The organism is bacterium (genome assembly GCA_020444065.1).
GTDB lineage: Bacteria > Sumerlaeota > Sumerlaeia > SLMS01 > JAHLLQ01 > JAHLLQ01.
This window is the reverse complement of the sequence record JAHLLQ010000005.1, coordinates 273,771-292,454: the sequence shown is the minus strand read 5'-3', so window position 1 is coordinate 292,454 and position 18,684 is coordinate 273,771. Positions and strand designations below refer to the sequence as shown.

Below are 18,684 nucleotides of genomic sequence, written 5' to 3'. Positions count from 1 at the left end.
TCGGGAAATGCAACTCACTGCGTCGTTCGTGATGCTTTGTACCCTGGACCCCTCACCAGGTCACGAGTTTATTTTCTTGCGCAGACCGGAATTTGATAAAACTTTTTACTCAGTACCCTCTGAGCTTGTGCCCGAAGGCAATATCACCAAGCGTCCACGACTTGGCCTCTGTGTGTCCATAACCTGCTTCTGTGATCCCAGCCCCCTTAAATGCAGGACCGACCGGATTTGCCTCTACTTGACGGCAGGCATCGTATCGCGAACTTCGCCCGACTGGAAGGCAGGACCGATATAGCGACAAAGGTCGTCCACCACGCCGTGGATGAGTTCGTGCGTCGTCACTTTGGACTTCAGCAGTTCCTCCGATCCTTCTCCCCAGCGCACGGCATCATGCAGGCCCTGGAAGCTGTAGAGGCCGATAATTCCCTTCGAATTGTCGAAGATGAAGTCGTTGTCGAGCAGGATGTCGACGGACGCGTCTCCCTCGATGGGAATGTCTCGCGAGCGCCCAAGCACGAGAGATTCACCGGGCGCTAAATTGACGTCTGCCTGGCTGGAACGGAGAATCTGACGAGTGCCGCGCTGAAACAACCACCACCCGTTGATGTCGATGTCTTCATCGGAGATGTTTCTCAGGGAAAGCCATTCTCCTTTGTCGTCGGGCAAACGATCCGGATTCCCACACAGACGATCGATTACGACGCCAAGATTAGCTTTCGCAATCTCGGGGATACTGAGGAAGCCGATGTCTTCGCGCTGGAAGAAGTACACCCTGCCGTCTTCAGTTCCAACAACCATGTTCTCGTCTTTCCCCGGCCCAAGGTCGCCAATCGAAGGCGCGCAGGAGTGCTGGCCGAAGAAGATCGGCTTGCCCTTGAAAGCAAGGACGCGCGGCCACTCGAGAACCGGCTTCTCATTCGTGCCGACGTTCCGCAGCCACAAGACAGAGGAGCCGGGGCGGCCGAGTGCCTGGGGAAGACCGTTATTCGGATCCCCCACCGAAGCATGTCGCGAAGTTCCTGTGACGATATCCACCCGGCCGTCCTTGTCCCAGTCGTACAGCAGCAGCTTCAGGCGACCTCGGCCGCCGGCAAACAGGTACGCGCCGGAAATCGGTTTCCCGTTCGGTTGCAAGATTTTCCCAGCGCTCTCAACATTGTAGTCATCCAACCGCCAATACAGGTGCAGTTCGTTGTCCTTATCCAGAAGGACATACGCCATGCGATCGCCCATCTGCGCCGCGGCCGGTCGAACACGCCACGTCCCATGCAAATCGAGATGTTCCCAGTAGAGATGACGTCCGGCAGCGAGGACGGGCGGCTTCCCAGGACCTGCCTGGTTCAGGAACACTGTGTGCGCAGCGGTTGGATCGCTCATGACGATATCTATATCTCCATCGCCATCCCAATCGACGGTCGTGGGGCACGAGTACCCCCAGCGCGCCTCGCCCGGGCCCTGGATGTCGTAGTAGCCAGGTTGCACATGAATGTCCTGGCCACCGCCAACGATACGTTCGCCGGGCAGCATACGTGGGACTTCATTTGTGCCAGCATTCCGCGAGAACATCACGAAGCCATCGGAATTGCCGGCCACAATGTCCAGCGTCCCATCCTGGTCCCAGTCTACGATGTTCGGAACGGTCAGCGCACCCAATTGTAGCGTGGCGTTCTTCACGTTTACGACAGAGGGCTCGTCGAAGATCGGTTCGCCACGATCCGTGAACTGCCCACTGAATCGGTAGTACATCGTGAACCCCTGGGTTCCGATCACAAGATCGTCCAGCCCAGTCGATTCGTTCGGGTATGACTTGATGTACGCCATGACCGATGGGAAGCGAATCGCGTTGCCATCGTGATCAACCGCCCGCAAACGCTTAGGATAAGTCGGAATGCCATCCTTCCACTCTGCGGGGAAGTAATTGAGCGCCCCCAGACGCGTCCCAACAAGCAGGTCGCCGCCGTGTTCCTTCCGAAGCTGCAGCGCTGCAACAGAATCGCAGCTAATCAGACTTGCCCTGTCGCCCGGCGAGACCTTTCCGAGATACTCCGATTTGCCATTCGAGAGGTCGAACGTCTTCCCATAGAGCGTGAATTCACTCAGGTGGCCGCGGTAGATTCCGGATCCATCGTACGGGCGATATTCGGGCTCGCGCCAACTTGGACCTTCCGGCCGATGTGGGATTCCGTCGCCAACACCCAAGATGACCATCCACTGCCCCGACTCCATAGTACCATCGTCGAGAGGCAGCAGATAGAAGCAGGAGGGGCCCCGAGGCAACTCAGACACATCGAGCGACATCGTTGCCTTCGCGAACTTGCAGGTTGAAGGATCGAATGGCGCGATCTGGATTTTACCAGGACTGTACCATGCGCCATAAGCTTTTCCGCTACTGTCCTGCACGACCGCGGCACAATGGCTGCCATTGAAAGGAGCATTCGTGCGCTGGGGATCGGCGAAGATAGGGGAGTTCGTCTTCGGATCGCGTCCGATGGCCTTGTAGTAATACACGCCGGAGGGATGACTGAACTTGTCGGTGCCCATCACCATCGAGGGGAGCCCACCGGCCGCATCGGCGATGAATCCGAGCGTCCAGAAGGTGACGCCGGGCGCGAGCGGGCCTTCGCGGTTCACTGTGCCCACGGGAATTGGCTCGCCACTCTTCCATTCGGAATGAGGGGTGACTCCGGCGGCCGCTTCGATTTCATATGCGGCGATCATTCCGCTGGGGATCGAGAGGATGACGAATAGAAGGAATGCAAAGCAGCGACGCGTCAGCATACGTGGCTCCCAAATTGAAAATGTCGATTCGTTCTCGACGAGCGACTTACCCTCGTCAGACCTTTCCTGCATCGCCCATCAATTCACGATAGGTGATCTGGTCATGGTACATGCGCTTGAAGATCTGATACTTGCGCTTGTGGAACTCCTCGATGTCGGAGTTCGCAGGATCGATGATGCGGCCGGGCTTGGACATCTCCGCCATGGCCTGTTCGATCGTTCCGAACTCTCCGGAGGCGACAGCGCCGAGAATCGCCGACCCAAGCAGAACGGCCTCGGGCTCTTTGCTGAGGATGATGCGGCAACCCGTGATGTCCGCGTGTTGCTGCAAGTAGACGGGATTCTTGGTCCCGCCGCCACACGCACAGATTGTCTTGATCCGATAGCCATCCGCGTTCATCGCCTCGATGATGTGGCGTGTCCCGAACGCAACCGCTTGGATTGCAGCGAGGTAAAGCAGCGCCAAGTCCGACATCGGGGCGCCAAGTCGCAACCCGCAAACCATCCCCTTGAGCGTTGGATCGGCGCGCGGCGAACGATTCCCATGGAAGTACGGAAGCACATGAAGCTCGTGCGTCAGGAGCGAAACGGGACACTTCGCTTCATCCGCAAGTCGGTCCAGTTCCGCATTAAGCAACTCGTACACGCTTTGTCCGGTCTTCTCGCTCAGTTCCTTCAACTCATTCGATGCCGAATGCGAGAAGATCACGTGGTCGATCAGCGCACCGGTGGCGCTTTGCCCGCCTTCATTCAACCAATAGCCTGGGATCATCGCTGAGTAGTACGGCCCCCAGACGCCATCGATGAATGTCGGATCGACCGAGACAGCCATGTGGCAGGATGACGTGCCGCCGATCAGGGCCAATCGCGTGCTGGCGTTTGCCGGTGAGAGCGGACCATCGTCGAGTTCTGCACCAATGATGCCGATGCCTCCTGCGTGCGCGTCGATAATCGACACGCCGACGGAAGTGCCTTCTTCCAAGCCAAGTTCCGCCGCGGCCCTCGCAGAGAGTCCTTTGCGAACGCTCGATCCCATCGGGCGAATGTCCGTTCCGATGCGCGACCAATTCTCCTCGGCCAATTCACCCAGGCCGATGGCCCGCCAATATTTCGCGTCCCAGCGTCCGTTGGGTTTCTCGTGTCCCATATAGGTCCATTTGCAGACCGTCGAGCACAGCGAACGGATATTCGCGTCCGTAGCACGCCAGACCAGGAAATCCGGCAGATCGAAGAAATGCGCGGCACGATTCCACGCCTTTGGCATGTTCTGCTTCAGCCAGAGAAGTTTCGGACTCTGCATCTCAGGGGAAATCGTTCCGCCGACGTAGCGAAGAACTTCATGATCGCCGGAGTTGATGAACTCTGCCTGCTCGATGGCGCGATGGTCCATCCAGACGATGATGTTCCATTGATCCTCGGCCGAGGGGGAAACTGAGACCGGCTCTCCTTCAGCATCCACGACAACGAGCGAGCATGTTGCATCGAATCCGATTCCCCATACATCCGAGCCCTTGACCGATGCAGAGGCCACGGCCGACTTCACACAATGACAGACGGCCTTCCAGATATCGTCGGACGATTGCTCGACGAAATCCGGCTGCGGACGATTCATCGCAATGGCCTGCGTCGCCGAAGCCAACATCCGACCGTTGCGGTCGAAGATGCCCGCGCGTGCGCTTCCGGTTCCAACGTCAACGCCGATGAAAACACCGCTCATTTGTACAGCGCTCCGTATGCCTGGCAGGCGCGGAAGTCGCCGGCCTCGAGGTCAGTCGTCCCGAAGCTCGACCAGGAACTCGGGCGGAAAACGCGAGTCGCCTCGACGTTGTGCATGTAAACCGGAATGCGAAGCATCGAAGCGAGCGTGATGAGGTCGTCGCCGATGTGCCCGGGGCTCAAGACGCAGTGATTCGCGCCCCAGTTATTCATCACTGAATAGACGGACTCGTAAGGGAATGTGCCTGTCAGGCGCGGGGCAAACCAAGTGGTCGGCCATGTGGGATCGGTACGCAGATCGAGCTTCTTGTGAGCATCCTCCGGCAATCCGGTGGTGATGCCCTCGGCGATCTGCAGTGCCGGGCCAAGCCCCTTTACAAGGTTAAGGCGGAAGATTGTACATGGCATTCCTGCGCGGGTGACGAACTTTGTCGACCAGCCGCCGCCACGGAAATACTCCAGCGTTCCAGGATGCCAAGTGGTCGCCTTCAGGCAAGCCTTCACGTCGGGATTCGTCATCTCCCAGAATGGCTTCATGGTCGGCTTTCCGTCTACATCGTTCATCTCGGCACAGCCGTCGAGAGCAGCCGGTCCCGAGTTGATCAAGTGCAGGAAGCCGTTTGCCGCGTCGCCGCTCACACTGTGCCCGGTAACGCGTTTCACGGCGTCGGGGCTCCAGTATGTACGAACATCGGCGAAGATCTGCGCGGTGCCCGTCAGCATGTTGCCAAGCAACATCGTCAGGCCATTGAGCGAGTCATTCTCTGTGGCGACGATGTAGGGCTGGCGGATGCCATTCCAATCAAACGAGGAGTTGAGAATCGCCTCGAGGAAATCGCCGTTAGGATAGTAATCGGTCCACTGACGCTGGCCCTGGAATCCGCCACAAATGGCATTGTGCCCTTCAGCTTCTTCGCCGAAACCGATATCGCGCAAAGCAGGATTGCCGACCATCAGATCGCGAGCAATCAGCGCCATCTTCAGGGACATCTCCCAATCCTGATCTTTCTGTTCGCGAGTGTGCTGCTTGTCGGGTGGATTGCGATCTTCGCCCTCCTGGCAGTTTTCCTTCACCCATGCGAGGGCCTTGCGGAACTCGTCACGATCGTAGATTCCGAGATTCATGCGCCGGACGAATTCGGTCATGTCGATCTGCACGACACGCATGCCGAGATATTCCTCGATCAGCGGACAATCGACGATCGACCCGGCGATTCCCATCGAGACACCGCCCATCGCGAGGTAGGACTTGCCACGCATCGTCGCGACAGCCAATCCACCCTTCACAAAGCGCAGGATCTTCTCCTTCACATCCTCCGGGATCGTCAGGTCGCCGGACTCCAACACATCCTGGCCATAGATGCCGAAGCATGGAAGTCCCTTCTGCGTATGCGCAGAGAGCGTTGCCGCGAGGTAGACGGCGCCCGGGCGCTCGGTGCCATTGAATCCCCAAATTGCCTTTGGACGCAGGGGATCCATGTCCATGGTTTCCGAACCATAGCACCAGCAAGGAGTGACGCTCAGCGAAACCGTCGCGCCTTCCTTTGCGAGAAGTGCATCGACGCGTCCGGCCTCCGTCGCTCCACCGATGCAGAATTCAGGAACGACGCATTCCACCTTCTGCCCACTCGGATGGCGCAGGTTGTTCTCAATCAATTCAGCAGCCGCTCGCGCCATGGCAAGCGTGGGCTCTTCAAGAGATTCACGGATGCCATTGCGCCGGCCATCGATGATCGGCCGAATGCCGACCTTGGGCAAATCGCCCGGGTATCTGTTCTCAAAACCAGCCATTTGATCAACTCCGTATTAGAGATTGTCAGGGTGCGTAGTCTTCGGTCTGGAAGCCATCGGACAACCGAGTGATTTCACCGGCACTGATGCTGCCGTTTGTGGGATCGTACGGGGTGCTCCAGGAGAACGAGCTACCGTCGGGAGCCGTCGCGGAGTTGCCGTTCTTCTCCTTGTCCGGTCCGTAGGACGAAACCCACCAGGACGTCCCGCGGCGCGGCCCCCAGAGATACGGTTCGTCGTAGCTCCAGTAGTCAAACACCGGCAGGCCCCAAACAGGCAGATCGGATTCACGGCCACCGAAGAACGGGTCGAGCGGAACTGTCGTGATGTAGGCGATTGGCGTCGTTAAGCGCACATACCGCTGCACGACCGGCGTGATCTTGATCTCGGTGGAACCGAACCTAATGTAGACTGGTGGGTACTTATTGAAATCCACGCGATAGGATTCCATGGCCGTCGCAACGGTCCGCATGTCGGCCTTGACGCGCGAGACTTTCGAACGCGTTTGCGCCTCGAGGAAGTTCGGCACGGCAATAGCTGCGAGGATCGCAATGATTGCGACGACGATCAGCAGTTCAATGAGTGTGAAGCCTCTTTGCGATTTCATGATCTATCCTTTCGTAGGTGCGATCTCTTCATTGATTGTGGATTAGTATTCTTGGAGAAGTTCCGAGGACTTATCCCTCTGGTAGTAATAAAGGCATCCGTCTTCCGCGCCGATCAGCAGATCGAGCACACCGTCGCGGTTCCAATCGACGACCGTGGGATAGGTTGTATGGCCCGCCAGACGATGCGGCGTGATACGGCCGTGATCCTTGAAGACGAACTCGCCTTTCTTGCCAACATTCTCGAGGAAGTTGATTCCGCGTGAATTCACGAGTAGGTCCAGGTCGCCGTCTGCGTCCCAGTCAGCCATCACGTACTTGCGGCGTCCGGCTCGGCCGGCCCATCCCATGTTCATGCGGAGCAGAGTTTGCTCCTTCATGGTTGGCGTGAGAAGTTCAGTTCCCTTCTCCACCATCCCCTGTTCGGTCACGGTGACCGTCTTGCGATCAATCGGGGTACGGGATACATAGACGACTCCACCATCGAGGGAGCGCTGCAAGAGGTCGTTCACGCCGTCTTCGTTGAAGTCGTAAGACTCGACTTCGCCATTGTTGTTGAACGTCGAATCGGCCGAAGCCATACGGAAGATGCGCTGCGGTGCCGAGACGACGCTGGTCTTCGTGGGATCTCCAGTGCGTTCGTAGAATGCCAGAAAGCCTTCGGTATCAAGCAGAACGAGATCCATCTTTCCGTCTTCGTTCATATCGATCGTCATCGGCGTCGTGCGCCATTGCGTGACGAGTTCCTTGCCTTCCGGCTTCCACCAGTTCCATGCGGGATAGGGTGTCTCGCCGTCGACATCGAGCTCGATGCTCAGCGGTCCAGTGAGTTTCGGTTCTGTCCGCGTGCCAACGTTCTTGTACCACACGATCTTGCCGATGATCGAATTCGTAACGATGTCCGGAAGTCCGTCGCTGTTCCAGTCGGCTACGGTCACGGCCGTGTAACCCCATTTGGCCTCGGCCGGTCCCTGGATGGAGAGATTCTCTCCCGCCATGATGCGAATCACTTCACCGTCTGCTTCCAGGAATTGCGGAGTGCTGAACTGCGGCGGGCTTCCACCATCGAGATTCTCCAGCAAAGCAATGAAACCAGCCGTATTGCCGAGAATGATGTCATCGTCCCCATCGCCGTCCCAATCGACGGGCCAGGGCGTATCGAGAGCACCGAACTTGATCTCGTAGGCGCGCTGCTTGAAGTAAACCGGCGCTTTTGCGCGGCCCTTTCCTGCATTCTCAATCAGCGAGACGCGGCCGTCTTCCTCGCCAACGATGATATCCGGATCACCATCCTTGTCCCAGTCGAGGACGTCGACCTGCAGCATCTCCAGGTCCATGTGGATCGTCTTGCCATCGGCTTCCAGGAAGCGACCTTCGGCAAACTTCGGTGCTTCGCGCGTACCAACGTTCTCGAAGAAAGTGATCCGATCGAGGAATTCTCCGCAGAGAAGGTCCATGTCGCCGTCGCCATCCCAATCGGCGTAGTTCGGCGAAGGCGCACCATACGTATCCAGCAGGGAATCGCCGGCCTGAACTTCGAAGGGTTCCACGTAGGATGGATGTTCATCGCTACCTTCGTTGATCGAGATGTAGACGTGTCCGTGGAGCGGCCCGGCTATCCATTCGCCCTTCTCGTTGAAGGCATCGTCCCAGCCGTAATCGCGCCAGTCACTGATACCGATCATCAAGTCGAGGTCGCCGTCGCCTTCCCAATCGGCGAACTCCCACTGGTTTACACGTCCCGCATAGAAATCCTGCTTGAAGGGAATCGACTCAGGCTTTCCGAAGAGTCCATTCGAGAAGTCGCGATACATGACGCCGGGGGTTACAATAATGGGGCCTTCCGAAGTATGCGTAATCGTCAAGTCCTTCTTTGCGGGCCCCAGTTCAACAGGAGGGCCAAAAACGTCTGTGCCGTAGTTCTCGAAGAGGAACGTGCCGCTGTACGGTGCGGCGCGGGACGACATGATCATATCATAGTCGCCGTCATTGTCCCAATCCATCGGCAGGGGAAGCCCCCACAGGCCAACGCCAAGTTGATCGACGAGGCCGGGGTTTTCGTACTTCAGGCGATTGGCTTCCCGGGGCTGCGCCCACTTCATCATCGCGGCCCGAGCTTCGAGAACGCGTTGCGAGACTTCCTCGTGCCCCATCGCCGCATCCCACGTTGTCCCGATGCGCAAATCATCGGCCTCGTAGGAGCCGACGCCGTCCCACTGGCGGAAGACGAACTCGTCAATGAGCGATTCGGAGCGATCCAGCCGAACAACGTCTGGTTGTGCCGGTTCATCGGCGGAAGGATCGGGGTCGAGGAACAAAGCGACTTCATCCTGGGTCGGTGTCGCATCGAACCGATAGCGAACAACAACCAGCACTGTCTCGCCAGGTGAGAATGTGCGGTCGGCGTACTGTCCGGCCGTTGTGTTGGAAATGCCGATCTTGTACTTCCCATCCCCGGCATCCAGAAACAGGATGCGCCCTGAATAGCGACTCCCATTCAGGTGCATTGCATAGGTCTTCTCGGTTGGAATCTTGGTCAGGTTCACAAGCAGCGAGTAATACACCGTGCCACTCGTGACTCCCGGGATGATCGCCATGGAGACGCGTTCGTCACCCTCGTCATCAACGATGGCGCGGCCGCCGGTTGACTTCGGCAGACCCTTGTACTCGAGGGAACTATCCTCGATCATGACCGTCTTGGAACCGGGTGTGCCGAATGTCGCCCAATTCGGAGTCTGCGTAATGGTGCCAGCCGGGTAATCGAAAGACTCCGACACGAGGAGTTCCGCCGAGACACATAACGGCAGCGCCGTCATGGCTGCCAGGGTCAGTGTTCGCTTGAGTAACTTCATTAGCGAGTCTGCTCCGTTTCGATAGTGATAGGTCCAAACACGGGGACGGTCAGATCGAGTTCATCTGCCAGTCCGATAACGGGGTTAATTCCTTCCCCGAATGTCACCGTGGCGCCGTCTCCGATGGGATACAGCATGGTGAGAATCACGGCGTTTCCATCGTTCGGATCGATGGAGATATCTTCAATCGTCTGGTAGCTTCGATGCGAATCCCGCACAACAAAGCCGGGGAAAGGAGCAGTGGAAACAAGCGATCCGTTCACGGAGTCGAATTCGAGGCGAATCGTCTTTGCATCTGTCCGAACCGCAGACTTCAAACGAGGGCCGCGCTCGATATCGTATCCGTAGACACCGCCAAGCACAATATCGGCGAGCTTGCGCCCAAGTTCGCGCTGGCCCTTGCCGTCGAGGTGAATGTGGTCGCTCATGCTCTCGCCGGTCGCTGCAGCCAGCCACGCATTGCCAAGCGATTGCTCGAGTTCCAGTTGCTGCGTCTGAATGCTCATCCAATACGAGGAGTTCCGGCGCTTGTCGTAAACTCGGCCCAATTGCACGAGAACAAACGGGAGATCACGGGCGTTGAAATCGCGACGAAGCTGCTGAACGAAGTTCGTCGTACGCTCGCTGTAGTTGTCGATCTGCTCCTGCGATTCGGCGTCGGATTCGCCCTGGTACCAGACGATTCCAGTCACCTCGCCGCCGAGCAGATCGACGCGACGAAGAAGAGACCCATAGAGCGATTCGCCGCCGTAGCTGGCCAGGTTCGGGTCCCATTGCGACATATTCGTGCCACCGTTCGCGTTCATGATGAGCCCGATCGGGACACCGGTTTCTTCCTGCAGGTGCTTTCCGAATGCGACGCCGAGGCCCGCACCTCTATTCCGCCGGAATTCCGATTCCAGCGCCGCACCTTTATCGGGACGCATGGCTTCCAGGAAGTCATGCCACTCGACGCCGGCATTCGAAAGCGCCTTGCGAACAGGTTCCGCGACCGGGCGCTTGCGCACCACAAGATCGGTGCTGCTGAACCCATTCGATCTTGCGATAAAATCCAGGTTCTCTGAATCGGGGATCTGAGAAATTGTGCTCCGCCAATGAACGGGATCGACTGCGAGGTTAGGATCAGAGAGCGGATCCTTGGCGATTGTCCATTCATCATAAAGCCGGAAAACGTGGACCATGTCAGATGGCGGCTCCAGGTCCTGCAGGTGCGCCGTGCCTTCCATGTTCGACTGACCGGCGAGAATCCACAGATCGCCAACGAGGAGATCTGTCGAAGTCTGCGTCAGAAGCAACCCATCCGCGGTTGAATACTCTACGGCAAACCGATACGGCCCGCCCACAGGCACTTCGTCGATCGCACCGGAGACATCTCCGGAGGGATTCGCCAGGTGGCGCGCAAAGAATGACTTCCCTTCCGAGTCCACGAGCGACACCTCGATCTTCTTGATCGTCGCAGGTACCGACTCGATCCTGAAAGGAATGCGAGCTGTGTCTTCGCTACTGCGTTGATACACACGGAAAGGTTGCGGCTCGCGGATCGTCTGAGCGGCTGCCGGTGCAACCATGGCAGCGGCCGCAACTCCTATCGTCGCAAATGTCTTGAATGACGTGCAGTTCATATGAATTCCCTGACTCCCTTAGTATGTAATGAATCCGGACAGTTTCAGGAGGTTATCGTCGGCTACGCGCTGAACTTCGCCGAGGCTGTTTGCAAACAGCAGTTGCGTCCCAGATGCGCCAGGCACCGCGACGGGAGAGCAGGTCTCGTCCCCCAGATCGATCGGCCCGTTTTCATCGGCGAGAATCAATGGATCGGCAAATGCCGGCGCTTCATTGCTGGCGACATTTCTCATCAGAAGAATTGCCGCGTGATTGTAGTCGGAATGACGAGGCAATCCGCTCTCAGGGCTTGGAATGGACGTTTCAGGACATGCCCCGAGAAGAAGATCGAGCGCGCCGTCGCCATCCCAATCATAGAGCTGCAAACGAACTCGACCAGTACCGCTCGAGTCGAGTTCGTTTGCATCGATGGCCTCTCCCCCCTCCGCCAGAAGAAGGCCGCCATCCATCACGTTCTGCGCGTCGTAGTGCCAGTACAGATGAAGTTTGTCGTCTGCATCAAACGTCACAAGAGCCGGCTTGGCTTCGGTTCCCAGGGCAGCGATCGCCGGCTGGTTACGCCACGTCGTGCGCAGTTCCAGACCATCGAGATAGATCGGCACCGGCGCGTCGAATTCTGCCGAATCGGTATCGCGGTGACGGACCAGGAAGTAATCGCCGCTGATATTGGAAAGTAGCAGGTCGTTGCGGCCATCGCCGTCCCAGTCGAAAACCGTCGGCGCCGTGTAACCCAGGCGACCCTGCGCCGGCCCCTGTAGCGAGCCACGATATCCGGCGTCGTAGTTGTAGGCTTCACCGTCGATCGAGAGAGGCGTCGGAGCACTGTATTCGGTGCTCGTGATTCCCTGGGCCCAGAGCAGTTCACCCGAGGCATTGCCGGCGATCAGATCGGGGATGGTGTCCCCATTGATATCGCCACTGGTGATGACTGCGTCGCGACCGAAGTACAGAGAAACAGCCTCCGCCTGAATCGGCTGAATCGCTTGGAAGATCATGTCTTCCAGCGAGATCGGGCGATAGAGATGAAGTCCTGCGGGAGATTGAACGAGAAGATCGTAGCCATCCTGAGATTCGTTCGCGATCGCAATTGGTCGCGCGTCTCCGTATGGATGAAGAAGGAGTTCCTGGCCTTCGTGCCAGAGGTAGCGTCGGCCCGTGATCTCCCCTGTTTCGTCGGTCGTGTAAGAGTATAACATTCCCAGTTCAGAACCGGCGACAAGCCCATCGGCATAGGGCGCCAACCCAGCGATCCCGTATGGAACTTGTGGGACATCCTGGCCCGTTTCGCTCACATCCGAGAAGATCGTCGAGTCTCCGAAGAACGTCACTCCGGCCTGGTAGAACAGATCGTACGGTTTGCCGCCGAGCCAGATGCCTGCGCCGTCGTACGGCATGAAGTCTTCGCTGTAGAGTGGGTGGCCATAGGACAGGTAGTCCGCCGGACCGCGCGTCGACATGTGCAATGCGATTCCGTCGCTCCCATCGACCGAGGCGGCCAGCGAGTGGAGTGTTCCGACACCGGGGATAGCCTGCCGCGCGATTTCCTGGAATTGAGAACCTTCGCGATCATACTGCATGAGAACCAGGCTGTTGCCGGCGAAGGACGCCGCAATCAGGCGATCGTCCGGCATCGTCACAAGATCTCCGGCGTTCAGTTCTTCCGCAGGAATGATGTTGTAGGTATTCGCACCAGCCGCGGCCATTGCGGTCAGTTCGGCCTCGGACATATCGCGATCATACATCCGGAAGTCGCGGATTGATCCGTCGAGGATGCGAAGACTGCCCGTATCGGAATGATAACCGATTCGCAAATCGTCCAACGCGGGAATCGGAGCGGTTGGGTCGCCACTTGAGATCGTTGCGGGCTGCTCCAGGCCATTGACGAAGAGCCGCGGAGCAGAACTGCCATCGATCGTAACCGCAACGTGAACCCATTCTCCCGTGGCGATCGGCTGTTCGATTGTCGACAGCAGATAGCGCTCTCCATCGTACCATCCGGCCTGAACCTTGCCCTCAAAGAGGCGGAAGACTGCGGCGAGCGAACCGCTGGAGTAACCGCTCAGAATCGTGTGGGGATGAGTGGTGGTGAACGCGCCGGTCTCGTACGAATCAACATTGATCCACGCCGACCACGTACACGCACTCATCGACATTGCTGCCGCTGGGATTACATTCAAGCCCTGGACGCCATCGGCGGGGTCAAGTACCAAACCACCGCCCGAGGCAACATGCGAGGTCCCGAGCAACGACGGCGCGTACTCGATCCGCGTGCCGGAAACCGTCTGCAACGATGGCGGTTCTGCGACGGGCTCGAACGTCAGGGCGACTTCCCCCGGAAGTCCATCCTGGCCTGTGTCCTCGACCATCAGGAAGCCATCGCCTTCCCAACTGTTGAAACCGAGATCGAGGTTGGCCTGAGAGAAGAGGGTATCGACGTAAGCGGGTGCGACTGCGACGAAATCGTTGAATCCATCTCCGGCCAATAGCGCGCCCCGAAAATCAACGGTGTTCGACGAGACGGAACCCGCAGAGAGATTCGTCGTGAATGTCAGTTCCGAATCATCATTCTCGAATCCGGACCTTGCTATCGAAATGACTTCAGAACCGCACGCTTCGAGAATCTCGATTCCGTCGATCCCAACTTCTTCCCCCCCGTCGACGTCGACCAGGATACGAAGCGTGACCGGCCATTCGCCTTCGGGAATCGGGAACGTGTAACTGCGGAAGGCAACATCGAGCGGAAGTTCATCGCCAACGCCGTCCCCATTTGTATCAAGTGCCAGGCAACCGGTCGCCAGTTCTGCATCGCCCCGGAATGATCCTAAAACGACGCTCGAGCCATCGTTGAATTCGACCTCGAATGTAATGTAATTATCGGGCTCCATAGTCTTGACGTGGCCCGCGGCAATCGCGATTCGTGCGAAGTACGCATCGGCCTCGGCCAGCGGCGCAGCCAGGAGGAGGTTTTCCTCGTCGATCGCCCCGTTCAGCATGGGCGGGTGAAGTTTGATTGCCGGGCCATATTCGGGCGCGCCACTGGAATTGTGCTGTGCATACGGATACAACTCATCGTAGGCCAAAAACAAATCGTAGGGCCCATTGCCTTTGATATCCGCGACGCCAAGAACCTGCGACTCATTCCGCTCCCCAGGGACCAATGGTCCTTGAGAGAGCTCGATGCTCTCCAGTGCCCCTGGCACCGTCTGGGTAATGCTCGAATCGCCCTGTGCGATGGCACTGGCGGCGATCGCGAGGACACCGGCGATCATTGTGATCTTGCGTTTGCTATGAAGTCGAATCGTAGTCATCAAGGGCTCAGGTCACTCCGAGAATAGAACATCACGCTTCCAGTTTCTTCAGCAATCAGAAGGGCTTTGCCCCCCACTCCCATGTCGAGCGGTGCCACCGAAGCGGAGTGGGCGCCCAACTCGATCAAGCTTCCATCGTACTGCAGACGAACGGGGAAATCGAAAGCAGGCGATGCGTTACTGCCGACGTTCTTCATGAAGAGAGCGCCGGATTGACGCGTTCCACCGGCGGCTTGCGGAAGGCCTGTGACGGGATTCGGAATCGAGTGCCAACGCCGAACGCCGAACAGCAGATCGTACACTCCGTCGCCATCCCAATCGACGACGTTTGTCTTCGTGCGGCCGTACTGGCCACAGAATTTCGTGTTCGCTGTAATCGGTTCTCCATCCGCCAGTCGCAGGACTTCTCCGGGGACGACATTCGTGGCATCGAGTCGATGGAAAACGCGCAGGAAATCGCGTTCATCAAAGGTCACCAACTGATCGTTGCCTTCGATCCCCCAATTCGTTCCGGCAACCTGCTGGCGCCACGTAATCCCCATCGGCTGGCCGTCGGAGTAGACTGCCTGCGGTTTGCCAAATGCGACGGGATCTGACTGTGTCTGCAACAGGACATGGACGAGGCCGAGGCTGCTGCTAAGGATGATATCCAGTTTCCCGTCCTTGTTCATGTCGTACAGTGAAGGACATGTATAGCCCCACGCGCTCTCTGTCGGACCCTGAAGTGACTTCACCGGTCCCGGACGCATGACGAACTCCGCTCCGCCGGCAGTCAGATACTCCGGCGTGGCGAATTCAGGAACCGACTCCGTCCCTACATTCTTCATCCAGAAGACGCGCCCCGCGTCGTTGCCGCCCAGAATATCCTGCAATCCATCGCCGTCGATATCTCCCGCCGAGATCACCGGCAGATCTCCAAGCCGATGTTCAACGTTACGGCGCCGAACAGGAATCGCCGGTTCGTACATCGGAAACCCAGAAGAGGTCGTTGAACCGGCGTACGGATAATACCACAGGAGCCCGGTATCACCGACGAGCATGTTGCTCCACTGTCCATCGGCCGCGGGCATGCCGGTCGCATTCGGGTAGACGCAATTGTGGATCATTCCAATCCCATGACTGTCGGGAAGGATGCTCCGCTGCTCTGAGATGCTGCCGTCCGCGGCGATCTCGAACAGACGGATGATTCCTCCCTTATCGGTTCCGACGAGAATCGCCTCGTTCGATGGCGTTGGCGGCTCCAGGAAACTCAGCGACGTGTTCTCATACAAGAAAACCTTCTCGCCGCCATACGCAGGGCCATCCTGTGCTGGGTATCCAAGCGAAGGTGAGGCGAACAACTGCGTGTAGAGCTTGTATCCGGGCGTTCCCCCGCGCCAGCGCCGGCTGCCATCGTAGGGATAGTAACCAGGTTCGTCGGCATCGGGAGGCGAAGGAGGCATATACCCTTCGCCGTCTGCCACGGTCGTTGCCACGAGCAACTTCCCGTCCGGCCGCAGAATTCCGGTCGCGCGATGGATGTTTGCGGGAAGGCTCAATGTCCGCGAAACATCGGTACCGAATGTCAGAGTCGACTTGTCGAATTCCCGGATGGTCACTGTCTTCACGGACCAGAATAGACCGTAGATCTTGTCGTCCGAACCAAGAACGATTCGTCCATTTCCCGCGCCATTTGTCGTCGCCACGGGATCGCCGTAGATCGGTGCGCCGGATGCGTGAAAACCCTCGAACGGATAGATGTATTCCAGGGAGACAAACGCATCGTAGGGACCGTTTCCGAACACGTCCGCCACGCCCGCGGGGAATCGCGATGTCGAAACACCATCGCTCCAGACAAAGGACGTCGGGTCCGCATCGGGCGGCATCAGGGGCTGCCCACTAATCGGCCCGGCGGCAATCGCCGACGAGGCCAATCCCGCTGTCAGCATGACTGAGAGCAGCGACTTCTTAGTCATTGGAGGCAGCCCTTGCGCCTGGTTCCCACGTTTCAAGACTCAGCTTCAGCGCGTGGTAGAAGACAACGCGGCCCGATTCATTGGCGACAACGATGCCCTTCCGACCGAACGCGCCAAAGTGACAGACGTCCGGCCCGATCGAGTGCCCGCCGTAGTAGATCTGCACGCCATCAGAAGCGAAGTACTTCGGGAATTCGAAGACGGGTTCTTCGTCGGTGCCGGCATTTCGCAGAAGGAGGACAGAGGATTTCTTGAGAAGGTGAGATGGAAGACCGGCATCCGGCGAAGGAATAGAAGTGCGCCCAAACGTGCCAACGAACAAGTCCGTCGCGCCATCTTCGTCCCAATCGTCCAGGTTGATCTTCACGCGCCCCATTGCGCCGGAGCGCCGGAATTCGGGTGTCGCTGTAATCGTTCGGTTGTCGTCCAGGTGCAGTTTTCCGCCGTCCTCGACATTGTAGTCATCCAGGCGCCAGTACAAATGAAACTCGTTCTGATCATCGAGCGCCACGATCGCCATGCGATCGCCGAGTTTTCCAACACCCGCCTTCGAGCGCCAGGTTCCGTGCAATTCGCTACCGTCCAGGCGAAGGACTTTGCCTTCACCGAACTGCGGTTCGGTGGGGGTTCCGACGTTCATGTACACGATGTACTGAGCAGTTGATCCACCGGTAATGATGTCGGGCAGCCCGTCTTCATTCCAATCGGCGACCTCGGGGCAAATGTACCCCCACCGCGACTCCGCAGGCCCCTGGATGTCTCTCCAGTAGCCAGGTTGCAGTTGGATCGGTTTGCCGTTCGCTTCCACATACGTGCCGGGTTGAAAAAGGGGCACTGTGTTCGTCCCGGCATTCTCAAAATACCAGATGTGTCCGGTGGAGTTGCCGATCACCAGATCGTCAACATCGTCGCCGTTCCAATCGACTGTATTGGCAACTCCGAGAGAGCCATGATAGAGTTGGGCATTCGCCTCGAGGACGGGGACGTTTCTCCCGTAGATCGGCGCACCGTTTTCGGTGAACTCGCCGGTGAATCGATTGAAGCTGATCATTCCTTCGCCGCCGGAAATCAGATTGCTGAGACCAGTCTCAGGATCCGGATAGGCGATTGTACTGGGACGAATGTTCGGATGGCGCATGACAAGACCATCGAGATCCGCGACGAACTTCATTTCCTCGAAAGAGGCCCCGGTCTCACCTGCCGTATTGTGCCGATAGGGAAAGACCCCTGTGCGGGCCCCAACGATCAGATCCCGCTCGTAACCTTCGCCCAGATTGACGAAAGTTGAGCCGGGCAGGTAGAAGAGAACTTCGTCCGTCCCGTCCGTGATGCGTGCAATATTCGTGAACTTGCCAGTCTCGTCGAGCTTCGAGAGACGCATTCCGTATAGATAGTAGTAGGACAGATAACCGCGCGTGATGCCGGCGCCATCGTACATGCGATAGCGCCAGTCCCAGCGATCGAAGTCGCTCGCCGCGCTGGATGTTCCATCGCTGATACCAAAGACAATCTGAAACGTGCCGTCCGCATTCGGTCCGATAGTCACGCAGACTGGATTGCGTGGAACTAAGCCATCGTAGGAGAGCCGGGCCGTTTCTGTAAACTTGAGTGTCGGGAGATCGAACGTGCAAATGACCAGCTCGTCTCCTTCGATAAATACTCCGTAGGTAGTACCGTCAAGTTGCAGGACAGTACCTCTGCGCGCATCGATGTCTGCATCCCACGGATGGGATACTCTCACTCTGTTTCCGAAGACGGGAGCGTTCGTCTCGGCGTCGGTCTCCAGCCATTGATACAAGTAGAGTCCACTCGTCGAACCCACAAACAGGTCGGGTTGTTCTCCTCCGTAGAGGTACGCATATCCGTACGGCTCCGAGGTGATCGCATCGGCAGAGAGCGGACCGTTCATGGTTCCATCGCCGAGCATGATCGGTTCGCCGCTGACCAAATCTGCGGAAGCGAAAGACGCCATCAGGCAGAGAAGGAGAGAGAAGAGATTGAGTGGAAGATATGAGCAGCGCATTAAGATTTTCTTTTCCCAGAAAAGAGACTCGTG

The 18,684-nt window shown here is 57.9% G+C and carries 9 protein-coding genes; all 9 read right to left on the bottom strand.

Going from position 1 to position 18,684, the window contains the following annotated elements:
• Nucleotides 1-234: 234 nt before the first annotated feature.
• The 9 genes from KQI84_13995 to KQI84_13955 are packed head-to-tail and all read right to left on the bottom strand — an operon-like array spanning nt 235 to nt 18,651.
• The gene (locus tag KQI84_13995) at nt 235-2,778 is read right to left on the bottom strand and encodes a lamin tail domain-containing protein (GenBank protein ID MCB2155990.1); all 2,544 of its coding nucleotides are present in this window, start codon (nt 2,776-2,778) and stop codon (nt 235-237) included.
• 55 nt (nt 2,779-2,833) lie between these two features.
• Entirely contained in the window at nt 2,834-4,495 is a 1,662-nt protein-coding gene (locus tag KQI84_13990; protein ID MCB2155989.1) for an FGGY-family carbohydrate kinase, read from the bottom strand.
• Nucleotides 4,492-6,285, bottom strand: coding sequence for an L-fucose isomerase (locus KQI84_13985; GenBank protein MCB2155988.1), 1,794 nt, complete (start codon nt 6,283-6,285; stop codon nt 4,492-4,494). Before KQI84_13985 ends, KQI84_13990 begins: the two co-directional genes overlap by 4 nt.
• Nucleotides 6,286-6,310: 25 nt before the next feature.
• Nucleotides 6,311-6,892: a prepilin-type N-terminal cleavage/methylation domain-containing protein gene (locus tag KQI84_13980; GenBank protein ID MCB2155987.1), complete on the bottom strand. Its 582-nt coding sequence runs from the start codon at nt 6,890-6,892 to the stop codon at nt 6,311-6,313.
• 42 nt (nt 6,893-6,934) lie between these two features.
• Nucleotides 6,935-9,742 carry a VCBS repeat-containing protein gene (locus KQI84_13975; GenBank protein ID MCB2155986.1) on the bottom strand — a complete coding sequence of 936 codons (2,808 nt, stop codon included), beginning with the start codon at nt 9,740-9,742 and terminating at the stop codon, nt 6,935-6,937.
• Nucleotides 9,742-11,364, bottom strand: coding sequence for a sialate O-acetylesterase (locus KQI84_13970; protein ID MCB2155985.1), 1,623 nt, complete (start codon nt 11,362-11,364; stop codon nt 9,742-9,744). Before KQI84_13970 ends, KQI84_13975 begins: the two co-directional genes overlap by 1 nt.
• A gap of 18 nt (nt 11,365-11,382) precedes the next feature.
• Nucleotides 11,383-14,673, bottom strand: a complete 3,291-nt coding sequence (locus tag KQI84_13965; GenBank protein ID MCB2155984.1) for a LamG domain-containing protein — start codon at nt 14,671-14,673, stop codon at nt 11,383-11,385.
• Nucleotides 14,673-16,628 carry a VCBS repeat-containing protein gene (locus KQI84_13960; protein ID MCB2155983.1) on the bottom strand — a complete coding sequence of 652 codons (1,956 nt, stop codon included), beginning with the start codon at nt 16,626-16,628 and terminating at the stop codon, nt 14,673-14,675. The genes KQI84_13965 and KQI84_13960 overlap by 1 nt, the downstream gene beginning before the upstream one ends.
• Entirely contained in the window at nt 16,621-18,651 is a 2,031-nt protein-coding gene (locus KQI84_13955; protein MCB2155982.1) for a VCBS repeat-containing protein, read from the bottom strand. The genes KQI84_13960 and KQI84_13955 overlap by 8 nt, the downstream gene beginning before the upstream one ends.
• Between the last annotated feature and the right edge of the window lie 33 nt (nt 18,652-18,684).

Bases quoted from the DNA above. Each gene is read 5' to 3' on its own strand.
- KQI84_13965 (MCB2155984.1), bottom strand. From the start codon at position 14,673: ATGACTACGATTCGACTTCATAGCAAACGCAAGATCACAATGATCGCC.
- KQI84_13980 (MCB2155987.1), bottom strand. From the start codon at position 6,892: ATGAAATCGCAAAGAGGCTTCACACTCATTGAACTGCTGATCGTCGTC.
- KQI84_13975 (MCB2155986.1), bottom strand. From the start codon at position 9,742: ATGAAGTTACTCAAGCGAACACTGACCCTGGCAGCCATGACGGCGCTG.
- KQI84_13985 (MCB2155988.1), bottom strand. From the start codon at position 6,285: ATGGCTGGTTTTGAGAACAGATACCCGGGCGATTTGCCCAAGGTCGGC.
- KQI84_13970 (MCB2155985.1), bottom strand. From the start codon at position 11,364: ATGAACTGCACGTCATTCAAGACATTTGCGACGATAGGAGTTGCGGCC.
- KQI84_13960 (MCB2155983.1), bottom strand. From the start codon at position 16,628: ATGACTAAGAAGTCGCTGCTCTCAGTCATGCTGACAGCGGGATTGGCC.
- KQI84_13990 (MCB2155989.1), bottom strand. From the start codon at position 4,495: ATGAGCGGTGTTTTCATCGGCGTTGACGTTGGAACCGGAAGCGCACGC.
- KQI84_13955 (MCB2155982.1), bottom strand. From the start codon at position 18,651: ATGCGCTGCTCATATCTTCCACTCAATCTCTTCTCTCTCCTTCTCTGC.
- KQI84_13995 (MCB2155990.1), bottom strand. From the start codon at position 2,778: ATGCTGACGCGTCGCTGCTTTGCATTCCTTCTATTCGTCATCCTCTCG.